Here is a 24,067-nt window from a genome sequence, read left to right on the forward strand (position 1 = left end):
CCTGCAAAGGGCCGTGGATCCCGCCAAACTAGTTATCAGGCAAATATCGTCATCAGATAGGCGACAAATAGCGCCAGATGCGCGGCGCCGTTAAGCACATTGGTTCGTCCGGTGGAGAAAGAGATGTGGCACAGTACCAGCGACGAGACCATGACAATCATCTCTGGCGCGCCCAAAGCAAACACCAAGTCATTCCCTGTTGCCCACGCTATCAGCGTCACTACCGGTACGGTGAGTGAAATAGTGGCTAATACTGAACCGAAGAACAAATTCATCGCCCGCTGTACCTGATTGTTCAGCACCGCTTTCAGCGCCCCCAGCCCTTCAGGCGAGAGGATCAACAGCGCCACCAGGAAACCGGTAAATGCCACGGGCGCATTGAGTTCAGTCAGCAAGGTTTCCAGTGGACTGGCGTTCATCTTGGTGACGGCGATAACGGCGATCAGGTGAATGATGAGCCAGGCTGCGTGCCATATATTACTGTGCGCTGACGGCTTACCGTGATGCGGATCGTCGTCGTCACCCTCATCTTCATGCTCGTAAATGAACAGGCTCTGGTGCGTTTTTGTTTGAATCAACAAGAAGACGCCGTACATTGCCGCAGAAATGAGCGCCACCAGTAGCGCCTGCGCAGTAGTAAAATTGGCTCCCGGTAACGCCATTGGAAACACCAGCACAATAATGGCCAGTGGAAACAGGGCGATTAAATACTGCTTAATACCAAACAGGTTCATATACTGAGTGGCAAATTTGCGGCCGCCCAGCAGTAATGAAAAACCGACTAAACCGCCGGTGACGATCATAATGATCGAGTACAGCGTGTCGCGCATTAGCGTAGGCGCGGCATCGCCGGTCGCCATTAATGCGGAAATTAAACTGACTTCAAGAATAACAACTGACAGACTGAGAATCAGCGAGCCGTAGGGTTCGCCAAGTCGATGTGCTAATACGTCCGCATGACGGACAACGCTGAATGCGCTGCTTAATATACCAACAAGGGCCAGCGCATTAATACCGATGACCACTGGTAGTGACTGACTGCTCCCCCATAAGAACAGTACTACCAGCGCCAAAATCGGGAAGACGAGAGAGGTCTCCTTGTGGCGGGTTTTTACCGCCTCATGTAGTTGTGTCATTAAGTTAATTCTCCATCTCTGCAGGTATTTATAATTATAAAAGTATTAAAGAATGTAAAAAATAACAGAAAAAGCGGTTTTGCAGGTGACATTTTACGAAATTTTACCGCATCGCTTATTTTCCATCTCTAAGTGGCCAAAAACAAATGTCTTGTTTATAGAGTATTTAATTAACAGAAGGTTAGATGAGGTAGTAATTTAAAAATGTTCATTATTGGCGCATCGCAGCATTGTTAACCACACTTAAGGTTTAGTCCAAAAAGAGGAGTTCACAATGCCCTATAAATCGAAAAGCGATCTGCCTGACAGCGTACAGCATGTTCTGCCATCCCATGCTCAGGACATCTATAAAGAAGCCTTTAACAGCGCCTGGGAACAGTATAAAGATAAATCTGACCGTCGCGATGATGCCACTCGCGAAGAGACAGCGCACAAGGTGGCGTGGGCGGCGGTGAAAAATGATTATCAAAAAGGTGATGATGATAAATGGCATAAAAAGACGTAACGGTATCAATTATAATGCCTTTATAAACTAGCCTGAGTCATCCGTTAGCGAATCGTGCTACGCCGCGCCGTTACTGGCTTGCAAGCGAGCGGTGAATTGCCTATTGTCCAGCTATTGGTTTCAAAATGAGCAGTAAAAATGCCCGGAAGGCGTCAAAAAAGTTGTCGCAGGGAAGCTGCAGTGGCGGAGGTGTAAGGTGTTAACGCGTGATTTTTTATTGAATGCCGACTGTAAGACGGCGTTTGGCGCTATTGAAGAATCACTACTCTGGTCAGCGGAACAACGGGCAGCCTCACTGGCCGCCACGCTTGCTTGCCGACCAGATGATGGACCGGTGTGGATCTTCGGTTATGGATCGTTGATGTGGAACCCGGCCTTAGAATTTGAAGAGTCCTGTACCGGGACATTAGTCGGTTGGCACCGTGCATTTTGCCTGCGTCTGACGGCGGGGCGAGGAACGGCCTGTCAGCCGGGACGGATGCTGGCCCTGAAAGAGGGTGGACGCACTACCGGTGTGGCTTATCGCTTACCAGACGCATCGCTGGAGCAAGAGCTTTCTCTGCTGTGGAAGCGTGAAATGATCACCGGTTGCTACCTGCCGACCTGGTGTCAGTTGGCGCTGGATGACGGACGGACGGTAAACGCGCTGGTCTTTATTATGGATCCGCGCCATCCGCTGTTTGAGTCGGATACACGCGCGCAGGTGATAGCGCCGCTTATCGCTGCGGCCAGCGGACCTTTAGGCACTAATGCCCAGTATCTGTTCTCGCTGGAACAAGAACTGGTGAAGCTGGGAATGCAGGATGATTGTCTTAACGATCTGGTGATTACGGTCAAACGATTGTTGGGAGAGAACCTGCCGGAAGGGATTATACGACCAGGTTTTGCATAGCGTCGGCGGAGTGTTGTGTGCCCGACAGCTGGTGCTTATCGGGCATTTCACGATTACGCTGCAATAAAACTTATCGAATGCTCAAGCGACTGACTGTGGCTGTCGATCAGCACGTTCCAGACGCCGGTATAAGGTACGGTCAACCATGCGTTATCACGGTCCTGCACGCTTAAGATGTCGGACTGCGTGTCTTTGACGTGATTTTTCTCGCTCATCAGATGGATGTGACAGCGCTCGGAACAGCGCACAACCACCGTATCGCCACCAAATAACTTTAAACTCGCCTTCACTAATGCCATTTTTCACCCCGTTCTTGAAAACAACGTACTTTCTGTCGAAAGTGCTGCGTGATGTTGTTCACATTTCACTCATTGCATAACACCAAAGGGGGAGCAACAGGATGCTGATTTTGATCAAAAAATGGCATAACGATTAAACAAAAGTGACAAAATTCCTCAAGACGGTTGAAAGGGCGTGCTAACGTTCAACGAAACCGCGCCCATCTAAGATAAAATCCGGAAATTTCCGGCACTTTCAGTGCGCATGCCTGTAAGGTGCTGTCAGAAGGTCAATACTTTATCTGCATCCAGCGTCCATTGCGCCAGTTCTGGCAGCGTGCCCACGGCGACGCCATCAATTAAAGGCAGGTCGGTGATCCCACGGCCATCAGTGCAGGTTTTGCACAGTTTTACCGGAACGTTTTGCGCTGTCAGGATCTCCAGCATTTGCTGAATATTGTATCCTTCCGCCGGTTTCTGACCGCGTAATCCCGCCGTAACCGCATCCGACATTAAAAACAGACGCAGATCGAGACAGGCTTCTTGTTCACGCAAGGCGATGGCCAGACGCAGGCTGTTAAATAACGATTCGCTTCCATAGGCCGCACCGTTCGCGACGATCACTATCTTTTGCATTTTGACTCCTGTTGTCGGATGGGAGGGATAATTCCTGGCGTGTATGGTACTCCCTGTACCAGATATCGAAAAGAAAGCATGTGGCTACCCCTGATTATTCGGGTCAGAAAATCCCGAAAACGGGGATAAAGGCTGCAATTAATTGCTGAAGACGTTATGGTTTAGGTTAAGTGTGCCTGATTAATTGATTTAAGAAATAACTAACGATTTGAGCCGTATTATTTATTTCCCTCTCGCCGTATTTGCACTCTTGCCACTGGCAGGGGGTACTGCCAGCGCACAATCCTCTTTTATTCACCAGGCTGAAAACCCATTCGATAACAATAGCGATGGCTTGCCCGATCTCGGTATGGCGCCGGAATCGCGGGCAGGCGAAAAGCATTTTGCCGAAATGGTGAAAGCATTCGGTGAAGCCAGTATGACCGATAACGGCCTTGATACCGGCGAGCAGGCGAAGCAGTTCGCGTTTGGTCAGGTACGTGACACGGTCAGCGAACAGGTGAATCAACAACTGGAATCCTGGCTCTCTCCCTGGGGAAACGCCAGCGTCGGGTTGCAGGTTGATAAAGAGGGCAGCTTTACCGGCAGCCGGGGAAGTTGGTTTATTCCGTGGCAGGACAATCAGCGCTATCTTACCTGGAGCCAGTTAGGCTTAACGCAACAGGATGAGGGCTTAGTCAGTAATGCGGGAATTGGGCAGCGCTGGGTACATGACGGTTGGCTACTGGGTTACAACACGTTTTATGACAATCTGTTGGATGAAAATCTGCCCCGGGGCGGCTTAGGTGCAGAAGCGTGGGGCGAGTATTTACGTTTATCCGCTAACTACTACCAGCCGTTTTCCTCCTGGCAGAATCGTTCCACCACACAGGAACAACGGATGGCCCGCGGCTACGACCTGACCGCGCAAATGCGGATGCCGTTCTATCAACATCTCAATACCAGCGTCAGCGTTGAACAGTATTTTGGCGACCGGGTGGATCTGTTTCATTCAGGAACCGGGTATCACAATCCGGTGGCGGTGAACCTCGGGTTGAGCTATACGCCGGTGCCGCTGATTACGATGACTGCGCAGCATAAGCAGGGTGAAAATGGCGTCAGTCAGAATAACCTCGGATTAACGCTGAATTATCGTTTCGGCGTTCCGTTAAAAAAACAGCTGATGGTTAGCGAAGTGGCGAACAGCCGCTCGCTGCGCGGCAGTCGTTATGACGATCCGCAGCGGAATAGTTTGCCGACGCTGGAGTATCGCCAGCGTAAAACCCTGTCGGTATTTCTGGCCACGCCGCCCTGGGATCTCAAGCCGGGAGAAACGGTGGCGCTGAAGGTACAAGTGCGCAGCCTGCATGGGATTCGCCATCTTGCATGGCAGGGCGATACTCAGGCGCTGAGCTTAACCGCTGGCAGCAGTACCCGAAGCGCACAGGGCTGGACGATTATTATGCCGAAGTGGGACAGTAGAGAAGGGGCGACAAACCGCTGGCGGCTGTCGGTAGTGGTAGAAGATGAACTGGGCCAGCGTGTCTCTTCCAATGAGATCACGCTATCACTGACCGAACCGTTTATCAGCGTTTCGGCAAATGATCCTCGTTAACCATGATGCACGACTTCGTTATCAGAAAATGCGTTCCTGATGCACCCAAACCGCCGCTTCTACGCGTGATTTGAGCTTCATTTTCTTCAGCATATGCTTCACATGAACTTTAACCGTGCTTTCGGTGATGTCCAGACGGCGGGCAATCATCTTGTTAGGCAGGCCCTGGGCAATAAGTTTGAGAATATCGCGCTCACGCGGCGTCAACTGGGTGACATCACGGTCAGACGTCGCGCGGTTGGCGCGCAGGCTGGCGGCCAGAACCGGCGTTAAGGCTTCGCTCAGTACCATTTCACCGGCGGCGGCCTGCTGTAATGCTTTCAGTAAATCTTCCGGCTCCATATCTTTCAGCAGGTAACCATCCGCGCCGCGTTTCAGTGCGGTAACGACATCTTCTTCATGATTGGATACGCTAAACACCACGATGCGGCCAGACAGGGACTTTTCACGCAGCTTGTCGAGGGTTTCCAGACCGTTCATGCCGGGCATGTTGAGATCAAGCAGGATCAGATCGGGATCAAGAGATTCAGCCAGCTCGATACCCTGTTCGCCATTGCTGGCTTCACCGACAACGGTGATATCCTGCGCCATGCTGACAAGCTGTTTTACACCGGTTCGCAGCATCGGATGATCGTCGATCAACAGGATGGTTGCCGGTTCCAGATTACTCATGGGTATCTCCTTGGACTTCTGTGAAGTTTGTTTCGGGAATAAAAGTGACAGTAACTTCAGTACCGCCTGTCTCACGACGGCGTACTCGGCAATCGCCGCGCAAGCTCTGCGCACGGTCGCGCATTATTATCATGCCGTAGTGGTTACTGCGTTCGGCGTTTTCCGGTACGCCGCAGCCGTTATCTTGTACTGTGAGTTTGATCTGTTTGCCATTTTGCACCACCGTCACGACGACTTCATCGGCATGGGAATGCTTCAGGGCGTTGCTCAGGGCTTCACGAGCAATTTGTAATAAGTGAATCGCCTGATGCGAAGGGACCAGGCGCGGCGGCAACTGATAGTCCAGCTTAACCGCAAAACCAAAGCGGGCGCTGTATTCCTGACAGCTGGCTTCCAGCGCGGGTCGCAATCCGGGTTCGGTGAGCTGTAAACGGAAGGTCGTTAACAGCTCACGCAGTTGCGCCCACGAGGCGTTCAGTTCATTACGAATCTGGCTAAGCAGTTCGCTGCTATTCTCGGGCAGCGCATCGCCCTGCATCTGCAAACAGCTAACCTGCATCTTCATACATGAAAGCGATTGTGCAATAGAATCATGGAGTTCGCGCGCAATGGTGGCACGCTCTTCCATCACGATCAACTGCTGCTGGCGCTCCTGATGTCTGTCCAGCGCCAGCGTCGCGGTCAGTTGCTCAACCAGGGTATCGACCAGTTGTTGCTGATCGTGGCTGAGATGGCGTCCGTTCGGCAACGTAGCGAGCAGGATACCATACTGGGTATGCGCGTCGGCCAGCCGCCATTTCAGCGTGATACCACCGTCTATCGCGGGCAACGTACCGCGTGGGCACAGATGACATCCTTTCTCATCGCAACTGACATTGGACTGACAGGTAAATTCCTGATGATTATCTTCATCCTCCAGATCATAAACCCGCAGCTCAATATCATGTAGCAGGGTCAAATTCTGCAGGCCGTTCAGCACCGGAGAGAGGCGTTCACACAACGGCACCTGAGAATGCAGGCGTCGGTTGGCTTGCCACAGAAAAGAGAGGATCTGATTTTTATGCTCCAGCCCGGCCGTTTTCTCCTGCACCCGCTGTTCCAGTACCGCATAACTTTCAGCCAGCTCTTCCGACATATTATTCAGCGCCGAGCCCAGAGCCGCCATCTCATTACGCCCGCTGATATGCGCACGTTGGGTAAAATCACGTTGGCTGACGGCTCGCGCCATCGCCAATAGCTGTTTCCACGGCTCCAGCAGACGTACGCGTAGCCAGATAATGGTGAAGACCAGCAGTAAGGCCATAAATGCCGCCATCAGGCGATGTAGCAGGACGACGCGTTCAATGCGTAATTCGGTGGTATGGTCGAAGGCGGTAACCAGCTTATCCAGCCCAACGACAAAGCGCGTTACATCTTGCGCCACCGCATCAGGCGTTTGCGCGTGGGCAAGCCCTGGCGCCAGCTCAGTGTGCCAGTAATCCTGTAATGCTTTTAACTGCGCCTGTTGTCCATCGCGCTGTGCGGCTCGCGTTAACTCTGGACTAAACGCCGTTTTCTCCATTTCATCCAGTAGCGGTTGATCGTCGGCTTCCAGGGGTACCGCCGCCAGCAGACGATAACTCTGCATACGCAGCGAGCCGGCTTTGTTAATTGCATGGGCGCTACCCTGAACGCCCTGAACCAGCCAACCGGAGACAGCCATACCTGCCACGCCGATGGCAGTAGACAATAAAACAATCAGCGCCACCTGGTTGACCAGCGTAAGCGGGGAGAGACAACGTTTAAACATGGTGACTTGTTCCTTCGGGTCTTCGTAGAACAGAAACCCTTTTGAATAACGGTTCTGCTGCAGGCAGTGGCGTTATTCTCGACGATACACTGGAGTATACCCATACCTCAAACGGGCTACCTCTTAATTGCCAGCCAAGGGGGAGGTCATGGGTCGGGGGGAGTAGAAGACGACAGAAGCGTGAAAAACCACATCTTTTTTACCGAAGTAATGTACTCATTTAGGGTGATGATAAATTTTAGGCATGAATAATGACACCTTTTCCTTTGATTTATATCAACTTACCTCCAGCTGTAAACCCTAAGGTTGCAGGCATCGAAACAAGTATCAGAGGTGTCTATGAGTCACTCATCTGCCCCGGAAAGGGCATCTGGAGCTGTAATTACAGAATGGCGGCCGGAAGATCCTGTCTTCTGGCAACAGCGTGGTCAACGAATCGCCAGCCGTAACCTGTGGATTTCCGTCCCTTGCTTACTGCTGGCGTTTTGCGTGTGGATGTTATTTAGCGCCGTGGCGGTGAACTTACCGAAAGTCGGCTTTAATTTCACCACGGAGCAATTGTTCATGTTGACGGCGTTGCCGTCGGTTTCCGGCGCGCTGCTGCGTGTGCCGTACTCCTTTATGGTTCCCCTGTTTGGTGGACGTCGCTGGACGGCATTCAGCACCGGTATCCTGATCGTCCCATGCGTATGGTTAGGTTTTGCGGTGCAGGATACCACCACGCCATTTAGTACCTTTATTATTATCTCCTTACTGTGCGGTTTTGCCGGTGCGAACTTTGCATCAAGCATGGCGAATATCAGCTTCTTCTTTCCAAAACAAAAGCAGGGCGGTGCGCTGGGTCTGAACGGTGGTCTGGGCAACATGGGGGTCAGCGTAATGCAGTTGGTTGCTCCGCTGGTGGTCTCACTGTCAATCTTCGCTGCATTTGGTAGCCAGGGCGTTGAGCAACCGGATGGCACGCAATTGTATCTGGCAAACGCCGCATGGATTTGGGTTCCGTTCCTCGCTGTGCTGACGCTGGCTGCATGGTTTGGTATGAACGAACTGGCAACCTCAAAAGCGTCACTGAAAGCGCAATTGCCGGTGTTAAAGCGCGGACACCTGTGGATCATGAGCCTGTTGTATCTGGCAACCTTCGGTTCATTTATCGGCTTCTCAGCCGGTTTCGCGATGCTGTCAAAAACGCAGTTTCCTGAGGTACAGATCCTGCATTACGCCTTCTTTGGCCCGCTGATTGGCGCGCTGGCGCGCTCAGCTGGCGGTGCAATTTCTGACCGCCTGGGCGGAACTCGCGTGACGCTGGTGAACTTCGTGTTGATGGCTCTCTTCAGTGCCTTGCTGTTCCTGACGCTGCCAACCAATGGCGTAGGGGGCAACTTTACCGCTTTCTTCGCGGTGTTCCTGGCGCTGTTCCTGACGGCCGGTCTGGGCAGTGGTTCAACCTTCCAGATGATCTCCGTTATCTTCCGCAAGCTGACGATGGACAGAGTGAAAGCGGAAGGCGGGTCAGAAGAGAAGGCGATGCGTGAAGCGGCAACCGACACTGCGGCTGCGCTCGGTTTTATCTCTGCCATTGGCGCGATTGGCGGCTTCTTTATCCCCAAAGCATTTGGTACTTCCCTGGCGTTAACGGGCTCACCTGTTGATGCGATGAAAGTCTTTGTGATCTTCTATGTCGCCTGCGTGGTTATCACCTGGGCGGTGTACGGACGTCATTCTAAAAAGTAAAAAAGTGGTATACACAAAATCATTTGAATTGCGTCAAGGCGGCAAGTGAGAAATCCCCAGGAGCTTACTGTAGTAAGTGACTGGGGAGAACGAGCGCAGCCAACCCAGAGGCAGTTTGAAGGATGAAGTGTAGGTTGATTATCCATTGCGCGGCGTTAGACCGCGCTTTTTTTTGCCTGCTATTAGTTACAACATACTCTTGTGCTGTGACATGACAACATTCTGTGAGAACGGTGCTCGCAATATGCCTGGCAGGGGGATACCCCTTAATACCCACTTATAAAGAATTTAACATTTGCATGATAAGTGGATTTGAAAAAGTTATTTAAATTCAATGTGTTAATTAATTCACTGATATCCCACTTAGGGGGTATGTGAAAAACGCCCCTCATTTTTCATCCCTGTCTGCCTTGATCGTTATCAATTCTCACGCCCTTTCAGAGCGTTACCTTCGCTGGCAAATAAGCAATGTCGATTTATCAGAGAGCCGTCAGGCTCCTACAGGAGAAAACCGATGAGTAAATTCCTGGACCGGTTTCGCTACTTCAAGCAGAAGGGCGAAACCTTTGCCGATGGGCACGGCCAGCTTCTCAATACCAACAGGGACTGGGAGGACGGATATCGCCAGCGTTGGCAGCATGACAAAGTCGTGCGTTCAACCCACGGCGTAAACTGCACCGGTTCATGCAGCTGGAAAATCTATGTGAAAAATGGTCTGGTGACCTGGGAAACCCAGCAAACTGACTACCCACGCACCCGTCCAGATATGCCAAACCACGAGCCTCGCGGCTGCCCGCGTGGTGCGAGCTATTCCTGGTATCTCTACAGCGCTAACCGTCTGAAATACCCGCTGATGCGCAAACGTCTGATGAAGATGTGGCGTGAAGCCAAAAAACTGCACAGCGATCCGGTAGATGCCTGGGCATCCATTATCGAAGACGCCGAAAAAGCAAAAAGCTTCAAACAAGCGCGTGGTCGTGGCGGCTTCGTTCGCTCCTCCTGGCAGGAAGTCAATGAACTGATTGCCGCTTCTAACGTGTACACCATCAAAACCTATGGTCCTGACCGCGTCGCAGGCTTCTCGCCGATCCCGGCGATGTCGATGGTTTCTTACGCATCCGGCGCACGCTATATGTCGCTGATTGGCGGTACCTGCCTGAGCTTCTATGACTGGTACTGCGACCTGCCGCCGGCTTCTCCGCAAACCTGGGGCGAACAGACCGACGTCCCTGAATCCGCTGACTGGTACAACTCCAGCTACATTCTTGCATGGGGTTCTAACGTCCCGCAGACCCGTACTCCGGATGCGCACTTCTTTACTGAAGTTCGCTATAAAGGCACCAAAACGGTAGCGATTACGCCGGACTACGCAGAAATCGCCAAACTGTGCGACCTGTGGCTGGCGCCGAAGCAGGGGACCGATGCGGCGATGGCAATGGCGATGGGCCATATCATGTTGCGCGAGTTCCACCTCGATAACCCGAGCCAGTACTTCACCGACTACGTTCGTCGTTATACTGACATGCCAATGCTGGTGATGCTCGAAGAGCGCGACGGCTATTATGCTGCTGGTCGTATGCTGCGTGCAGCGGATCTGGTTGACTCTCTGGGCCAGGAAAACAACCCTGAATGGAAAACCGTCGCTATCAACAGCAACGGTGAAATGGTTGCGCCAAACGGTTCAATTGGTTTCCGTTGGGGCGAAAAGGGTAAATGGAACCTCGAGCAGCGCGACGGTACATCGGGCGATGAAACCGAACTGCAACTCAGTCTGCTCGGTAGCCAGGATGACATCGCTGAAGTCGGCTTCCCCTATTTTGGCGGCGAAGGTACCGAACACTTCAATAAAGTTGAACTGGAAAACATTCTGCTGCACAAATTGCCGGTTAAACGTCTGCAACTGGCCGACGGTTCTACCGCGCTGGTGACGACCGTTTACGATCTGACCATGGCCAACTACGGTTTGGAACGCGGTCTGAACGATGAAAACTGTGCAACCAGCTACGATGACCTGAAAGCGTATACGCCGGCATGGGCAGAGAAAATTACCGGTGTATCGCGCGCTCAAATCGTGCGCATCGCCCGCGAATTTGCGGATAACGCCGATAAAACGCACGGTCGTTCGATGATTATCGTCGGTGCAGGTCTGAACCACTGGTACCACCTCGATATGAACTATCGCGGCCTGATCAATATGCTGGTGTTCTGCGGCTGTATCGGCCAGAGCGGCGGTGGTTGGGCCCACTATGTCGGGCAGGAAAAACTGCGCCCGCAAACCGGCTGGCAGCCGCTGGCGTTTGCACTGGACTGGCAGCGTCCGCCTCGTCATATGAACAGCACCTCTTACTTCTATAACCACTCCAGCCAATGGCGCTATGAGACGGTTACCGCACAGGAATTGCTGTCCCCGATGGCAGACAAATCCCGTTATAGCGGTCATTTGATTGACTTCAACGTTCGCGCTGAACGAATGGGGTGGTTACCGTCTGCACCGCAGTTAGGGACTAACCCGCTGCGTATCGCTGAAGAGGCGAAGAAAGCCGGCATGACGCCGGTGGATTACACCGTTAACGCCCTGAAAGACGGTTCTCTTCGCTTTGCGGCGGAACAGCCGGAAAACGGCAAAAATCATCCGCGTAACCTGTTTATCTGGCGTTCCAACCTGCTCGGATCTTCCGGTAAGGGCCACGAGTACATGCTGAAGTACCTGCTGGGCACTGAACACGGTATTCAGGGGAAAGATCTCGGCCAGCAGAGCGGCGTGAAGCCAGAAGAAGTGGAATGGCAGGACAACGGACTGGACGGCAAGCTGGATCTGGTGGTGACGCTGGACTTCCGTCTGTCGAGTACCTGTCTGTATTCCGATATCGTGCTGCCGACCGCAACCTGGTATGAAAAAGACGACATGAATACCTCGGATATGCATCCGTTTATTCATCCGTTGTCTGCCGCCGTTGACCCGGCCTGGGAATCGAAGAGCGACTGGGAGATCTATAAAGCCATCGCGAAGAAATTCTCTGAAGTGTGCGTGGGCCACCTCGGTAAAGAAACCGACGTTGTTACGCTGCCGATTCAGCACGACTCCGCCGCTGAGCTGGCGCAGCCGCTGGACGTGAAGGACTGGAAAAAAGGTGAGTGCGACCTGATTCCTGGCGTTACCGCGCCGCACATCATGACCGTAGAGCGTGATTATCCGGCAACCTATGAACGCTTTACCTCCATCGGCCCGCTGATGGAAAAAATCGGTAACGGCGGGAAAGGGATTGCCTGGAATACCCAGAGCGAAATGGATCTGCTGCGTAAGCTCAACTACACCAAGGCTGAAGGCCCGGCGAAAGGCCAGCCCTGGCTTAATACCGCCATTGATGCCGCCGAGATGATCCTCACCCTGGCGCCGGAAACTAACGGTCAGGTAGCCGTTAAAGCCTGGGCTGCGCTGAGTGAATTTACCGGTCGTGACCATACGCATCTGGCGCTAAATAAAGAAGACGAAAAAATTCGTTTCCGCGATATACAGGCGCAGCCGCGCAAAATTATCTCCAGCCCGACATGGTCAGGCCTGGAAGATGAACATGTGTCTTATAACGCCGGTTATACCAACGTTCATGAGCTGATCCCATGGCGTACGCTGTCTGGTCGCCAGCAGTTGTATCAGGATCACCAGTGGATGCGTGATTTCGGTGAAAGCCTGCTGGTTTACCGTCCGCCAATCGATACCCGTTCAGTGAAAGCGGTGATCGGCGAGAAGTCTAACGGTAACCCGGAAAAAGCGCTCAACTTCCTGACACCGCACCAGAAATGGGGTATCCACTCCACCTACAGCGACAACCTGCTGATGCTGACGTTGTCACGCGGTGGTCCGATCGTCTGGATGAGTGAAACGGATGCGAAAGACCTGTGTATCGAAGATAACGACTGGATCGAGGTCTTCAACAGCAACGGTGCATTAACTGCCCGCGCTGTTGTCAGCCAGCGTGTGCCAGCCGGGATGACCATGATGTACCACGCGCAGGAACGTATCGTTAACCTGCCGGGTTCAGAAATCACCCAGCAGCGCGGCGGGATCCACAACTCGGTGACCCGTATTACGCCGAAACCGACCCACATGATCGGCGGCTATGCACAGTTAGCCTACGGCTTTAACTACTACGGCACCGTCGGTTCAAACCGCGATGAGTTCGTCGTTGTACGTAAGATGAAGAACATTAACTGGTTGGATGGCGAAGGCAATGACCAGGTACAGGAGAGCGTAAAATGAAAATTCGTTCACAAGTCGGCATGGTGCTGAATCTTGATAAGTGCATCGGCTGCCACACCTGTTCAGTGACCTGTAAAAACGTCTGGACCAGCCGTGAAGGTATGGAGTACGCCTGGTTCAATAACGTGGAAAGTAAGCCTGGCGTCGGTTTCCCCAATGACTGGGAAAATCAGGAAAAATGGAAGGGCGGCTGGATCCGTAAAATCAACGGTAAACTGCAACCGCGCATGGGTAACCGTGCGCTGCTGCTGGGTAAAATCTTTGCTAACCCGCATCTACCGGGTATGGATGACTACTACGAGCCGTTTGATTTCGACTATCAGAATCTGCACACCGCGCCGGAAGGCAGCAAAGCGCAGCCGATTGCCCGTCCGCGCTCGTTGATTACCGGTCAGCGGATGGACAAAATCACCAGCGGTCCGAACTGGGAAGAAATTCTGGGCGGCGAATTCGAAAAACGCGCCAAGGACCAGAACTTCGAAAACATGCAGAAGGCGATGTACGGCCAGTTCGAAAACACCTTCATGATGTACCTGCCACGCCTGTGCGAGCACTGCCTTAACCCGGCGTGTGTGGCGACCTGCCCGAGTGGTGCTATCTACAAGCGTGAAGAAGATGGCATCGTGCTGATCGACCAGGACAAGTGCCGCGGCTGGCGTATGTGCATCACCGGCTGCCCGTACAAGAAGATTTACTTCAACTGGAAGAGCGGGAAGTCCGAGAAGTGCATTTTCTGCTACCCGCGTATCGAAGCGGGTCAACCGACCGTTTGCTCCGAAACCTGTGTTGGCCGTATCCGTTATCTCGGCGTACTGCTGTATGACGCAGATGCGATCGAAAGCGCGGCCAGCACTGAGCACGAAAAAGATCTGTACCAGCGTCAACTGGACGTGTTCCTCGATCCGAACGATCCGGCTGTCATTGAACAGGCGCTAAAAGATGGTATTCCACTGAGCGTCATCGATGCTGCACAACAGTCTCCGGTTTACAAAATGGCGATGGACTGGAAGCTGGCGCTGCCGCTGCATCCGGAATACCGCACGCTGCCGATGGTCTGGTACGTGCCGCCTTTGTCACCGATTCAATCTGCCGCCGATGCGGGCGAGCTTGGCAGCAACGGCATTCTGCCGGATGTAGACAGTCTGCGTATCCCGGTTCAGTACCTGGCGAACCTGTTGACCGCTGGCGACACTCAGCCGGTACTGTTGGCGCTGAAACGTATGCTGGCAATGCGTCACTACAAACGTGCGGAAACTGTTGACGGAAAAGTTGATACCCGTGCGCTGGAAGAGGTGGGATTAAGCGAAGCGCAGGCACAGGAAATGTATCGTTACCTGGCGATTGCTAATTACGAAGATCGTTTCGTGGTGCCAAGCAGCCATCGTGAATTGGCCCGTGAGGCATTTCCGGAGAAAAGCGGTTGTGGCTTTACCTTCGGCGATGGTTGCCACGGTTCTGATACCAAATTCAATCTGTTCAACAGCCGCCGCATCGACGCTGTTGATGTGACCAGCAAAACGGAGCCGCACCAATGATTGAACTCGTCATTGTTTCGCGTCTGCTCGAGTACCCGGATGCTGCCTTATGGCAGCATCAGCAGGAGCTTTTCGATGCACTCGCGTCATCTGAGAACCTGGATAAAGAGGATGCCCAGACCCTGGGCGTTTTCCTGCGCGATTTAACCGCGCAGGACATGCTGGATGTTCAGGCCGCCTACAGCGAACTGTTTGACCGGGGCCGCGCCACATCGCTGCTGCTGTTTGAACATGTTCACGGGGAGTCCCGCGATCGCGGTCAGGCGATGGTTGACCTGATGGCACAGTATGAGCAGCACGGTTTACAGCTCGACAGCCGTGAACTTCCCGATCATCTGCCGCTGTATCTGGAATACCTTGCGCAGTTGCCGAAAAGCGAAGCGTTAGGTGGTTTACAGGATATCGCACCGATTCTGGCTTTGCTCAGCGCTCGCTTGCAACAGCGTGAAAGCCGTTATGCGGTGCTGTTTGATCTGCTGCTAAAACTGGCGAATACCGTTATCGACAGCGACAAAGTGGCTGAAAAAATTGCGGATGAAGCGCGTGATGATACACCACAAGCGCTTGATGCGGTCTGGGAAGAAGAGCAGGTGAAATTCTTCGCCGATCAGGGGTGTGGCGAGTCGGAAATCTCCGCTCACCAGCGTCGTTTTGCCGGGGCCGTTGCGCCGCAGTATCTGAATATCACCACCGGAGGACAGCAATAATGCACTTCCTGAATACGTTCTTCTTTGACATCTATCCGTACATCGCGGGTTCTGTCTTTCTGATCGGCAGCTGGCTGCGTTATGACTACGGGCAATATACCTGGCGCGCGGCGTCCAGTCAGATGCTGGATCGCAAAGGGATGAACCTGGCGTCAAACCTGTTTCATATCGGGATCCTGGGCATTTTTGCCGGGCACTTTCTGGGCATGTTGACGCCGCACTGGATGTACGAAGCGTGGCTACCGCTGGAAGTGAAACAAAAGATGGCTATGTTTGCGGGCGGCGCCTCAGGCGTGATGTGTCTGGTCGGCGGCGTGTTGCTGCTGAAACGTCGTCTGTTCAGCCCACGCGTGCGGGCCACCACCACTGGTGCGGATATTCTGGTGCTGTCCATCCTGGTTATCCAGTGTGCCCTTGGCCTGCTGACCATTCCGTTCTCCGCTCAGCATATGGACGGTAGCGAGATGATGAAACTGGTGAACTGGGCGCAAACGGTGGTGACCTTCCACGGCGGCGCGTCTGAATATCTGGATGGCGTGGCGTTTATCTTCCGCATGCACTTGGTGTTGGGTATGACGCTGTTCCTGCTGTTCCCGTTCTCGCGTCTGGTGCACATCTGGAGCGTTCCGGTCGAGTATCTGACCCGCAAATACCAGATTGTACGCGCGCGTCACTAATCGGTTATCTGTGTAAGATAAAACCCTGCTCCGGCGGGGTTTTTTTATGCCTGTGTGCCGGATGGCGGCGTAACCGCCTTATCCGGCCTACGTAGACGTCAACTCTCTGTAGGCCTGATAAGCGCAGCGCATCAGGCCTATTGCGGGCACGATAGGGCATTGCAGTTGGATTGGGTGTTGATGCTTTATGAAGTGATGGTGGTGGGGGAAGGATGACTCCGCGCTGCGCGCTTCGCCCTTCGGGTCGTTGCCTGCGGCAACGCTTTCTCGCTGACGCTCGAATCGAACCTTAGTTGAAGCTTCTCATCCTTCCCGCATGGGCAGAATATGACAAACTGCAGTTGGATTGGGTGTCGATGCTTTATGAAATGATGGTGGTGGGGGAAGGATGACTCCGCGCTGCGCGCTTCGCCCTTCGGGTCGTTGCCTGCGGCAACGCTTTCTCGCTGACGCTCGAATCGAACCTTAATCGAAGCTTCTCATCCTTCCCGCATGGGCAGAATATAGTGCAATAAGGTTTGATTTTGCTGAAGTGCGACAGGGAAATGATGGTGGTGGGGGAAGGATTCGAACCTTCGAAGTCGATGACGGCAGATTTACAGTCTGCTCCCTTTGGCCGCTCGGGAACCCCACCAGGGGTATACTTATTTTTGAGAACTTACAAGAATGAATGGTGGTGGGGGAAGGATTCGAACCTTCGAAGTCGATGACGGCAGATTTACAGTCTGCTCCCTTTGGCCGCTCGGGAACCCCACCACAGGGTAAATTCATTATGCTGCTTGCATTCTATAGCGGGAAGGATTATTCGGAGCTAAAGCTCCTCACCCTTCGGGCCGTTGCCTGCGGCAACGTCCTCTCACTATCGCTCGAGTCGAACCTTGAAGTCGATGACGGCAGATTTGCAGTCAGCTCCCTTATGATCGCTCGGGAACCCCACCACGGGGTAATACTTATTACTGGCCTGCTTCTGTTGGAAGCGGGGCGCATCATAACAGATGATGCGCCCCTGTAAAGTATTCCGTTGATAAAAAAGAACTGGTTGCCTGATTTTTACGCGTAAAGATGTAAAGGTAACCAATTAAATTATCAATCGATTACAGAATGATCGTTCGGTTACCGTAAACAAATACGCGTTGAGCCAGAACCTGATACAGCGCGCGACTTAATACATTTTTTTCAACGTCACGGCCGGCACGCATCATGTCTTCTGCGGTGTAGGTGTGATCAACATGAATTACGTCCTGCATAATGATAGGGCCTTCATCCAGGTTATCATTCACATAGTGGGCCGTTGCGCCAATGATCTTCACCCCGCGCTCGTAAGCCTGGTGGTATGGGCGAGCGCCAATAAATGCCGGCAGGAATGAATGGTGAATATTGATAATCTTATTCGGGAAGCGTGAAACAAAGGTCGGCGTCAGTACGCGCATGTATTTTGCCAGCACGACATAATCAGGTTGGTGCGCGTCGATAGCATCGGCCATTTTCTGGTCGTGTTCGTCACGGGTTAAACCTTCGTGACTGACCAGTTCAAACGGAATATCAAAGCGCTCAACCAAAGGACGCAGCGTCTCGTGGTTGCCGATCACCGCAGCGATTTCAACATCCAGCCCGCCATAATTGGCCTTCATTAACAGATCGCCCAGACAATGCGCTTCCTTGGTGACCAAAATAACGATACGGCGGCGTCCTGCCGGCGTTAATTCACGGATGGAACCATCTGGTAAGGCGCTATCAAGATCGGCAAGCAGCGTGACATCATTAAAAATGCCCTCCAGTTCGGTACGCATAAAAAAGCGCCCGGTACGGTGGTCCACGAACTCATTATTCTGCACGATATTCAGTTCATGCTTGTAACAGATATTTGTAATGCGCGCGATCAGACCTTTTTGGTCCGGGCAAATAGTACGCAGCACTTTTCGTTGTAATGAATGCATTTGCAGCGGTGATCCTATTGAGAATGTTTGCAAAATTGATACTGTCGGGCGTTGATTAGCCGCAGCACTTCTTAAATTTTTTACCCGAGCCACAAGGGCAGGTGTCGTTTCGTCCAATTTGAGGGCGTGTACCGTCTATATAGTACCACTGACCGTTTTCTTTTAAAAAACGAGAGCGTTCGATAATTGCGCCAGTTTTTCCCTGTTCAGAAAACCGCGCGACAAAACTGACGTAGCCAATATTTTCTGAATCTGCCGTGTGTTGCTCAAAAACGGTCAGTCCCAGCCATTCGGTATGCGTAAATCCTGCGATAATGTCGTCACGAAACGCAGCGGCATGGCAGTCCGGATGCCAGGTCTTGATAAGGTAATCTGCGTCTTTCATCACAAAAGCGCAGTAACGAGAACGCATGAGGTGTGACGGCGTAGGTGCTACTTGCGCGCCGGACACATAACGGTAGCAACATAGGCTATACTCGACAGCGCTACCACAGGGACAAAGCTGAGACACAAAGTACTCCCTGGAATAAAAAAACGGCGTAAAAACGCCAGGGTGGCACTATGTTAACTGAGCGGTAGCGATGTTGCTACGTCTGCAAGCCAGGGGAAGTTTGTACGTACAATGAGAAAAATTAAAATTGGGCTGGCGCTAGGTTCCGGCGCGGCGCGCGGCTGGTCGCATATCGGCGTGATTAAAGCCCTTAAGCATATGGGGATTGATGTTGATATTGTGGCAGGGTGCTCCATTGGTTCGCTGGTTGGCGCTGCCTACGCCTGCAATAAGTTGTCTGCACTCGAACAGTGGGTTTGTTCATTCAGTTATTGGGACGTCTTACGCCTGATGGATCTCTCCTGGCGCAGGGGGGGACTACTGCGCGGAGAACGTGTGTTCAACCAGTACCGTAATGTCATGCCGGTAGAAGCGATTGAACAATGCACACGCCGTTTCGCAACTGTTGCAACCAATTTAAGTACGGGTCGGGAACTCTGGTTCACCGAAGGTGATTTGCACCTGGCTGTCCGGGCATCCTGCAGTATTCCTGGTCTGATGTCTCCTGTAGCGCATAATGGCTACTGGTTGGTCGATGGCGCGGTGGTGAATCCCGTCCCCGTTTCCCTGACGCGTGCGCTGGGCGCCGATATCGTTATTGCGGTCGACCTGCAACACGATGCGCACCTTATGCAGCAAGATTTACTCTCCTTCAACGTCAGTAGCGATGCTGAATCAGGCGATGGCGCTGACGAACTCTCATGGCATGGCCGTCTGAAAGAGCGTCTGAGCAACATTACGGCGAGGCGGACAGTGACCGCGCCGACGGCGATGGAGATCATGACAACCTCTATTCAGGTTCTGGAAAATCGTCTGAAACGTAACCGTATGGCTGGCGACCCGCCTGATATCCTGATTCAGCCGTTTTGTCCGCAAATATCCACGCTGGATTTCCACCGCGCCAGTGCAGCAATTGCTGCCGGGCAGTTGGCGGTTGAGAAGAAAATGGATGAGCTTCTACCTCTGGTGAAGACCAACGTCTAGGCATTTTTTATCAATACTTAAGTTAAATCTGACAGGCGTGAGTAGCAATAGCATGCCACTATTTATTAAAGCCAGTCAGGGGGGAGAATATGACGCAGCCATTGGTCGGAAAACAGATTCTTATCGTTGAGGATGAGCCGGTATTCCGCTCACTCATGGACTCATGGTTTTCCTCTTTGGGAGCGACAACGGCGGTGGCCGGCGATGGGCTTGAAGCACTGGATTTACTTGGCCATTTTACGCCTGACTTGATGATCTGCGACCTGGCAATGCCACGAATGAACGGTCTTAAACTGGTTGAGTATTTACGCAATCGGGGCGATCAAACGCCAATACTGGTGATTTCAGCGACGGAAAACATGTCTGATATAGCCAAAGCGCTGCGACTCGGTGTGGACGACGTTCTTCTGAAACCGGTGAAGGATCTTAATCGTCTGCGAGAAACGGTTTTTGCGTGCCTGTATCCCAATATGTTCAATTCGCGGGTTGAAGAAGAAGAGCGGCTGTTTCGCGACTGGGATGCCATGGTGGACGATCCTGCTGCTGCAGCAAAGCTGTTGCAGGAGCTACAGCCTCCTGTATCGCAAGTGATTTCACAATGTCGCATAAACTATCGGCAATTGGTTGCCGCCGATCAACCGGGACTGGTGCTGGATATTGCGCCGCTGTCGGATCATGACCTTGCTTTTTATTGTCTGGATGTCACGCGGGCAGGGGATAATGGCGTGCTGGCCGCATTATTACTGCGAGCCCTATTTAACGGTTTGCTGCAGGAGCAGCTGACGCAACAAAATCAGCGGTTGCCAGAGTTAGGGGCGTTATTGAAACAGGTGAACCATTTGCTGCGTCAGGCTAATTTACCCGGCCAGTTTCCCTTGCTGGTAGGGTATTACCACAGCGGGTTAAAAAACCTGATTCTGGTATCAGCAGGACTGAATGCGACATTAAATACCGGTTCCCATCAGGTACAAATCAGCAATGGCGTACCGCTGGGAACGCTTGGCAATACCTATCTTAATCAGTTGAGCCAGCGTTGTGAGTCATGGCAGTGCCAAATTTGGGGGGCGGGTGGTCGCCTGCGCCTGATGTTGTCTGCGGAATGAACAATTGAGCGAGGGAGGAATGAAATTGCTTCACCTCCCTCATGCTGCGAGTGCTACTATCAGCGCCAGATTTATTCGTATTTGTCTTAATTATACCGACGTGCGTCCTTTTCAGACCAGAGGCTTACCGCTGTACTGATATACTTGGATGCGATACAGATTGATGAACACGTTCAATACATGAACAGTCCAGGAGAGTTTTAAATGGCTGCTATTAATTCAAAAGTCAAAAAGGCCGTTATCCCGGTTGCGGGATTAGGAACCAGGATGTTACCGGCTACGAAGGCAATCCCGAAAGAGATGCTACCGTTGGTTGATAAGCCATTAATTCAGTACGTGGTAAACGAATGTATTGCTGCGGGTATCACTGAAATTGTACTTGTAACTCACTCGTCTAAAAATTCCATTGAAAACCACTTCGATACCAGCTTTGAGTTAGAAGCTATGCTGGAAAAACGTGTAAAACGTCAATTGCTGGAAGAAGTGCAATCTATTTGTCCGCCGCATGTCACTATTATGCAGGTACGTCAGGGGCTGGCTAAAGGTTTGGGTCACGCAGTATTGTGCGCGCACCCGGTTGTTGGCGATGAACCGGTTGCGGTTATTCTGCCAGACGTAATTCTGGATGAATACGAATCAGATTTATCCCGCGAAAACCTCGCCGAAATGATTCATCGTTTTGATGAAACCGGCAGCAGCCAGATTATGGTCGAGCCCGTAGAAGATGTTACCGCTTATGGCGTAGTGGATTGTAAAGGCGTTGAATTAGCGCCGGGCGAAAGCGTGCCGATGGTTGGCGTTGTTGAAAAGCCGAAAGCGAATGTTGCGCCATCTAATTTGGCGGTCGTGGGCCGTTATGTTCTCAGTGCGGATATCTGGCCTCTGCTGGCAAAAACGCCTCCGGGAGCGGGCGACGAAATTCAGCTCACAGACGCTATCGATATGTTGATTGAAAAAGAAACGGTTGAAGCCTATCACATGAAGGGCAAAAGCCATGACTGTGGTAATAAGCTGGGCTATATGCAGGCGTTCGTTGAATATGGTATTCGCCATAATACCCTCGGCGCTGAATTTAAAGCCTGGCTGGAAGAAGAGATGGGTATTAAGAAGTAACCACCAGTAATTATCAGGTCAGATCGGCGCTGTTAATCCAGCGCCGTTTTTTTTATACCTAATCCGGGTAGGGGCCATGCGAAGTACAGGTAAAAAAAATCCCGCCAGTGGCGGGATTTTAAGCAAACCATTTCTGAATTATTCCTTGATCAGGAAATCGTCCAGTTGTTTACCTTGTTCTTCCATCGCTTTTTTGATCACAGCCGGTGTACGACCCTGGCCAGTCCAGGTTTTAGTTTCACCGTTTTCGTCAACATAGCTATATTTAGCCGGACGCGCAGCGCGTTTAGCTTTGGTGCCAGATTTAACAGCAGCCATGCTATTCAGCAGCTCGTTCGGATCAATACCGTCAGCAATCAGCATTTCACGATATTGTTGCAGTTTACGAGTACGTTCTTCAACTTCAGCAGCGGCAGCGCTTTCTTCTTCACGACGCTCGCTAACTACAACTTCTAATTTTTCCAGCATTTCTTCAAGCGTTTCCAGAGTACATTCTCTTGCCTGCGCACGAAGAGTACGGATGTTGTTCAGAATTTTAAGTGCTTCGCTCATTGTAGTAATCTCAAACTTATATTGGGGGTGGTTTGTTGAGCTAATAATAGAGCGATAATTTCAGTTGTGCAATAGCCAGGAATGTAAGGAATTCAAAATTGCGCTTTATTTAGTATCAGAATTAATTCCTCTGTCTTAAATTCTCCGTGATGTTGGGCATAAAAAAGGCTTATTGGCGGGGGGGCTTCTCAACGGTTGAGAGTAAAAATTCAAGATTCAGGTCACATTTTATCGTGTTCAAATAGTATCACTTTGCAGTGATTTCAACCTTTTGTATTAGTTTTGCTTACGTGAATTCGCTATTACATGGCGGCGGTGGGGCGATTCAATAACAATAAGGGAACGGTTTCTTAATTGTCGACCCTTGATAAGCGAGGCCGATCAATTTCATGAGCACTATTTGTGAAAGAATGTGTATATACGGTTCAGCCCCAGCCTGTTTGGGTTAAGACGTCGCGCTATCATACTCCCAGCCATAAAGAGCACCTGCATTCTCTGGTTATTAAGGCGGCACTGAGCGAATCGGTACGCTTCTTTATACGTCTTTCGGGGCAACGCTGCACCGACATGTTCGTGAAATATGCTACAATCCCGCCCATATTTATTTCCCCAGATGAGGGCCTACGGTCAATGGCACAGCTATATTTTTACTATTCTGCAATGAATGCCGGTAAGTCGACTGCATTGCTGCAATCTTCGTACAATTATCAGGAACGTGGAATGCGCGCTGTAGTATATACAGCGGAAATTGATGACCGTTTTGGCACTGGAAAAGTAAGTTCACGTATAGGTCTGTCGTCACCTGCAAAATTGTTTAACCAAAATTCATCATTGTTCGAAGAGATTCGCGCCGACAATGCGCAGCAAAGAATTCACTGTGTACTGGTTGATGAGTCTCAGTTTCTGACGCGACAACAGGTTTATGAATTATCTGAAGTTGTCGATCGGCTGGATATTCCCGTGTTGTGTTACGGTTTACGCACCGATTTTCGTGGTGAGCTATTCTGCGGCAGTGAATACCTGCTTGCGTGGTCAGATAAGCTGGTTGAATTAAAAACTATTTGCTTCTGTGGCCGTAAGGCCAGCATGGTGCTACGTCTTGATCAGGCCGGAAGACCTTTTAACGAAGGCGAGCAGGTGGTTATAGGCGGAAACGAGCGCTATGTGTCGGTATGCCGTAAGCATTATAAGCAAGCGCAGTCTGAAGGCTCTCTGACGGCAATACAAGAACGACACAGCCACGATTAACCCTATGCGCTTCTGGGCGCTTATAAACACAGGGTAGGCCACAACCATTCATGCGTGTCTCTACCCTGTCACACGCTCTTCTGACGCCATCCTGGCTTCCTCCCTGCAAGTAATCTTCACCAGGCCATATCTCGCAAGTGGTGGAGTCAGGTATTACCTGATTTTGGTCG

Annotated in this window: 20 protein-coding genes, 2 tRNA genes and 3 other RNA genes; 12 read left to right on the forward strand and 13 right to left on the reverse strand. The window is 51.7% G+C overall.

Annotated features, from left to right (window positions below):
• Window positions 1-35 precede the first annotated feature (35 nt).
• Complete coding sequence (chaA, locus tag ICA20_RS11280) at window positions 36-1,136, reverse strand: sodium-potassium/proton antiporter ChaA (protein WP_038641137.1); 1,101 nt, start codon at window positions 1,134-1,136, stop codon at window positions 36-38.
• Window positions 1,137-1,410: 274 nt separating this feature from the next.
• Between chaA and chaB the strand changes: the two genes are divergently transcribed.
• Both chaB and ICA20_RS11290 read left to right on the forward strand, forming a co-directional pair.
• A complete protein-coding gene (gene chaB / locus ICA20_RS11285; RefSeq protein WP_038641135.1) occupies window positions 1,411-1,641 on the forward strand; it encodes a putative cation transport regulator ChaB in 231 nt (76 codons plus the stop codon).
• A 196-nt stretch (window positions 1,642-1,837) separates the two neighbouring features.
• Window positions 1,838-2,533: a gamma-glutamylcyclotransferase gene (locus ICA20_RS11290; protein ID WP_038641133.1), complete on the forward strand. Its 696-nt coding sequence runs from the start codon at window positions 1,838-1,840 to the stop codon at window positions 2,531-2,533.
• A gap of 53 nt (window positions 2,534-2,586) precedes the next feature.
• Here ICA20_RS11290 and ICA20_RS11295 read toward each other — a convergent pair whose 3' ends face one another.
• Both ICA20_RS11295 and ICA20_RS11300 read right to left on the reverse strand, forming a co-directional pair.
• Window positions 2,587-2,832 (reverse strand): DUF1883 domain-containing protein, encoded by a 246-nt coding sequence (locus ICA20_RS11295; protein ID WP_038641131.1) that lies wholly within the window; start codon window positions 2,830-2,832, stop codon window positions 2,587-2,589.
• A 261-nt stretch (window positions 2,833-3,093) separates the two neighbouring features.
• Window positions 3,094-3,447, reverse strand: a complete 354-nt coding sequence (locus ICA20_RS11300; RefSeq protein WP_038641128.1) for a DsrE/DsrF/TusD sulfur relay family protein — start codon at window positions 3,445-3,447, stop codon at window positions 3,094-3,096.
• Window positions 3,448-3,697: 250 nt separating this feature from the next.
• Here ICA20_RS11300 and ICA20_RS11305 point away from each other — a divergent pair, with 250 nt between their 5' ends.
• The gene (locus ICA20_RS11305) at window positions 3,698-5,041 is read left to right on the forward strand and encodes a YchO/YchP family invasin (RefSeq protein ID WP_230592304.1); all 1,344 of its coding nucleotides are present in this window, start codon (window positions 3,698-3,700) and stop codon (window positions 5,039-5,041) included.
• A 21-nt stretch (window positions 5,042-5,062) separates the two neighbouring features.
• Here ICA20_RS11305 and narL read toward each other — a convergent pair whose 3' ends face one another.
• Together narL and narX are read right to left on the reverse strand one after the other, a co-directional pair.
• Window positions 5,063-5,713: a two-component system response regulator NarL gene (gene narL, locus ICA20_RS11310; RefSeq protein ID WP_038641125.1), complete on the reverse strand. Its 651-nt coding sequence runs from the start codon at window positions 5,711-5,713 to the stop codon at window positions 5,063-5,065.
• Complete coding sequence (gene narX, locus ICA20_RS11315) at window positions 5,706-7,502, reverse strand: nitrate/nitrite two-component system sensor histidine kinase NarX (RefSeq protein WP_038641123.1); 1,797 nt, start codon at window positions 7,500-7,502, stop codon at window positions 5,706-5,708. The genes narL and narX overlap by 8 nt, the downstream gene beginning before the upstream one ends.
• 339 nt (window positions 7,503-7,841) lie before the next feature.
• Between narX and ICA20_RS11320 the strand changes: the two genes are divergently transcribed.
• From ICA20_RS11320 to narI, 5 genes are all read left to right on the forward strand, one after another.
• The gene (locus ICA20_RS11320) at window positions 7,842-9,233 is read left to right on the forward strand and encodes a NarK family nitrate/nitrite MFS transporter (RefSeq protein WP_038641122.1); all 1,392 of its coding nucleotides are present in this window, start codon (window positions 7,842-7,844) and stop codon (window positions 9,231-9,233) included.
• A gap of 514 nt (window positions 9,234-9,747) precedes the next feature.
• The gene (locus ICA20_RS11325; RefSeq protein WP_038641120.1) at window positions 9,748-13,491 is read left to right on the forward strand and encodes a nitrate reductase subunit alpha; all 3,744 of its coding nucleotides are present in this window, start codon (window positions 9,748-9,750) and stop codon (window positions 13,489-13,491) included.
• Entirely contained in the window at window positions 13,488-15,026 is a 1,539-nt protein-coding gene (gene narH / locus ICA20_RS11330) for a nitrate reductase subunit beta (protein ID WP_038641118.1), read from the forward strand. The genes ICA20_RS11325 and narH overlap by 4 nt, the downstream gene beginning before the upstream one ends.
• A complete protein-coding gene (narJ, locus tag ICA20_RS11335) occupies window positions 15,023-15,733 on the forward strand; it encodes a nitrate reductase molybdenum cofactor assembly chaperone (protein WP_008784959.1) in 711 nt (236 codons plus the stop codon). Before narH ends, narJ begins: the two co-directional genes overlap by 4 nt.
• On the forward strand, window positions 15,733-16,410 hold the full coding sequence (gene narI, locus ICA20_RS11340; RefSeq protein ID WP_038641116.1) for a respiratory nitrate reductase subunit gamma: 678 nt from the start codon (window positions 15,733-15,735) through the stop codon (window positions 16,408-16,410). Before narJ ends, narI begins: the two co-directional genes overlap by 1 nt.
• A 196-nt stretch (window positions 16,411-16,606) precedes the next feature.
• On the opposite strand, the gene ICA20_RS11345 is transcribed toward narI, so the two are convergent.
• From ICA20_RS11345 to ICA20_RS11375, 7 genes are all read right to left on the reverse strand, one after another.
• A non-coding RNA gene (locus tag ICA20_RS11345) (RtT sRNA) lies at window positions 16,607-16,738 on the reverse strand.
• A gap of 44 nt (window positions 16,739-16,782) precedes the next feature.
• A non-coding RNA gene (locus ICA20_RS11350) (RtT sRNA) lies at window positions 16,783-16,914 on the reverse strand.
• 45 nt (window positions 16,915-16,959) lie between these two features.
• Window positions 16,960-17,044, reverse strand: a tRNA-Tyr gene (locus ICA20_RS11355).
• Window positions 17,045-17,081: 37 nt separating this feature from the next.
• Window positions 17,082-17,166, reverse strand: a tRNA-Tyr gene (locus tag ICA20_RS11360).
• 28 nt (window positions 17,167-17,194) lie between these two features.
• A non-coding RNA gene (locus ICA20_RS11365) (RtT sRNA) lies at window positions 17,195-17,336 on the reverse strand.
• 168 nt (window positions 17,337-17,504) lie between these two features.
• Entirely contained in the window at window positions 17,505-18,347 is an 843-nt protein-coding gene (gene purU / locus ICA20_RS11370) for a formyltetrahydrofolate deformylase (protein WP_006684274.1), read from the reverse strand.
• A 55-nt stretch (window positions 18,348-18,402) separates the two neighbouring features.
• Window positions 18,403-18,858 (reverse strand): YchJ family protein, encoded by a 456-nt coding sequence (locus ICA20_RS11375; protein WP_038641113.1) that lies wholly within the window; start codon window positions 18,856-18,858, stop codon window positions 18,403-18,405.
• 111 nt (window positions 18,859-18,969) lie between these two features.
• Here ICA20_RS11375 and rssA point away from each other — a divergent pair, with 111 nt between their 5' ends.
• From rssA to galU, 3 genes are all read left to right on the forward strand, one after another.
• Window positions 18,970-19,881 carry a patatin-like phospholipase RssA gene (gene rssA / locus ICA20_RS11380; protein WP_038641111.1) on the forward strand — a complete coding sequence of 304 codons (912 nt, stop codon included), beginning with the start codon at window positions 18,970-18,972 and terminating at the stop codon, window positions 19,879-19,881.
• An 89-nt stretch (window positions 19,882-19,970) separates the two neighbouring features.
• Window positions 19,971-20,984: a two-component system response regulator RssB gene (gene rssB / locus ICA20_RS11385; protein WP_038641109.1), complete on the forward strand. Its 1,014-nt coding sequence runs from the start codon at window positions 19,971-19,973 to the stop codon at window positions 20,982-20,984.
• A 204-nt stretch (window positions 20,985-21,188) separates the two neighbouring features.
• The gene (gene galU / locus ICA20_RS11390) at window positions 21,189-22,097 is read left to right on the forward strand and encodes a UTP--glucose-1-phosphate uridylyltransferase GalU (protein WP_038641107.1); all 909 of its coding nucleotides are present in this window, start codon (window positions 21,189-21,191) and stop codon (window positions 22,095-22,097) included.
• A 138-nt stretch (window positions 22,098-22,235) separates the two neighbouring features.
• Here galU and hns read toward each other — a convergent pair whose 3' ends face one another.
• Window positions 22,236-22,649 (reverse strand): histone-like nucleoid-structuring protein H-NS, encoded by a 414-nt coding sequence (gene hns, locus ICA20_RS11395; RefSeq protein ID WP_003020723.1) that lies wholly within the window; start codon window positions 22,647-22,649, stop codon window positions 22,236-22,238.
• 630 nt (window positions 22,650-23,279) lie between these two features.
• Between hns and tdk the strand changes: the two genes are divergently transcribed.
• Complete coding sequence (tdk, locus tag ICA20_RS11400; protein ID WP_038641106.1) at window positions 23,280-23,897, forward strand: thymidine kinase; 618 nt, start codon at window positions 23,280-23,282, stop codon at window positions 23,895-23,897.
• Window positions 23,898-24,067: the final 170 nt, after the last annotated feature.

It is taken from the genome of Citrobacter sp. C5_2, assembly GCF_014596845.2.
GTDB classification, from domain to species: domain Bacteria; phylum Pseudomonadota; class Gammaproteobacteria; order Enterobacterales; family Enterobacteriaceae; genus Citrobacter; species Citrobacter werkmanii.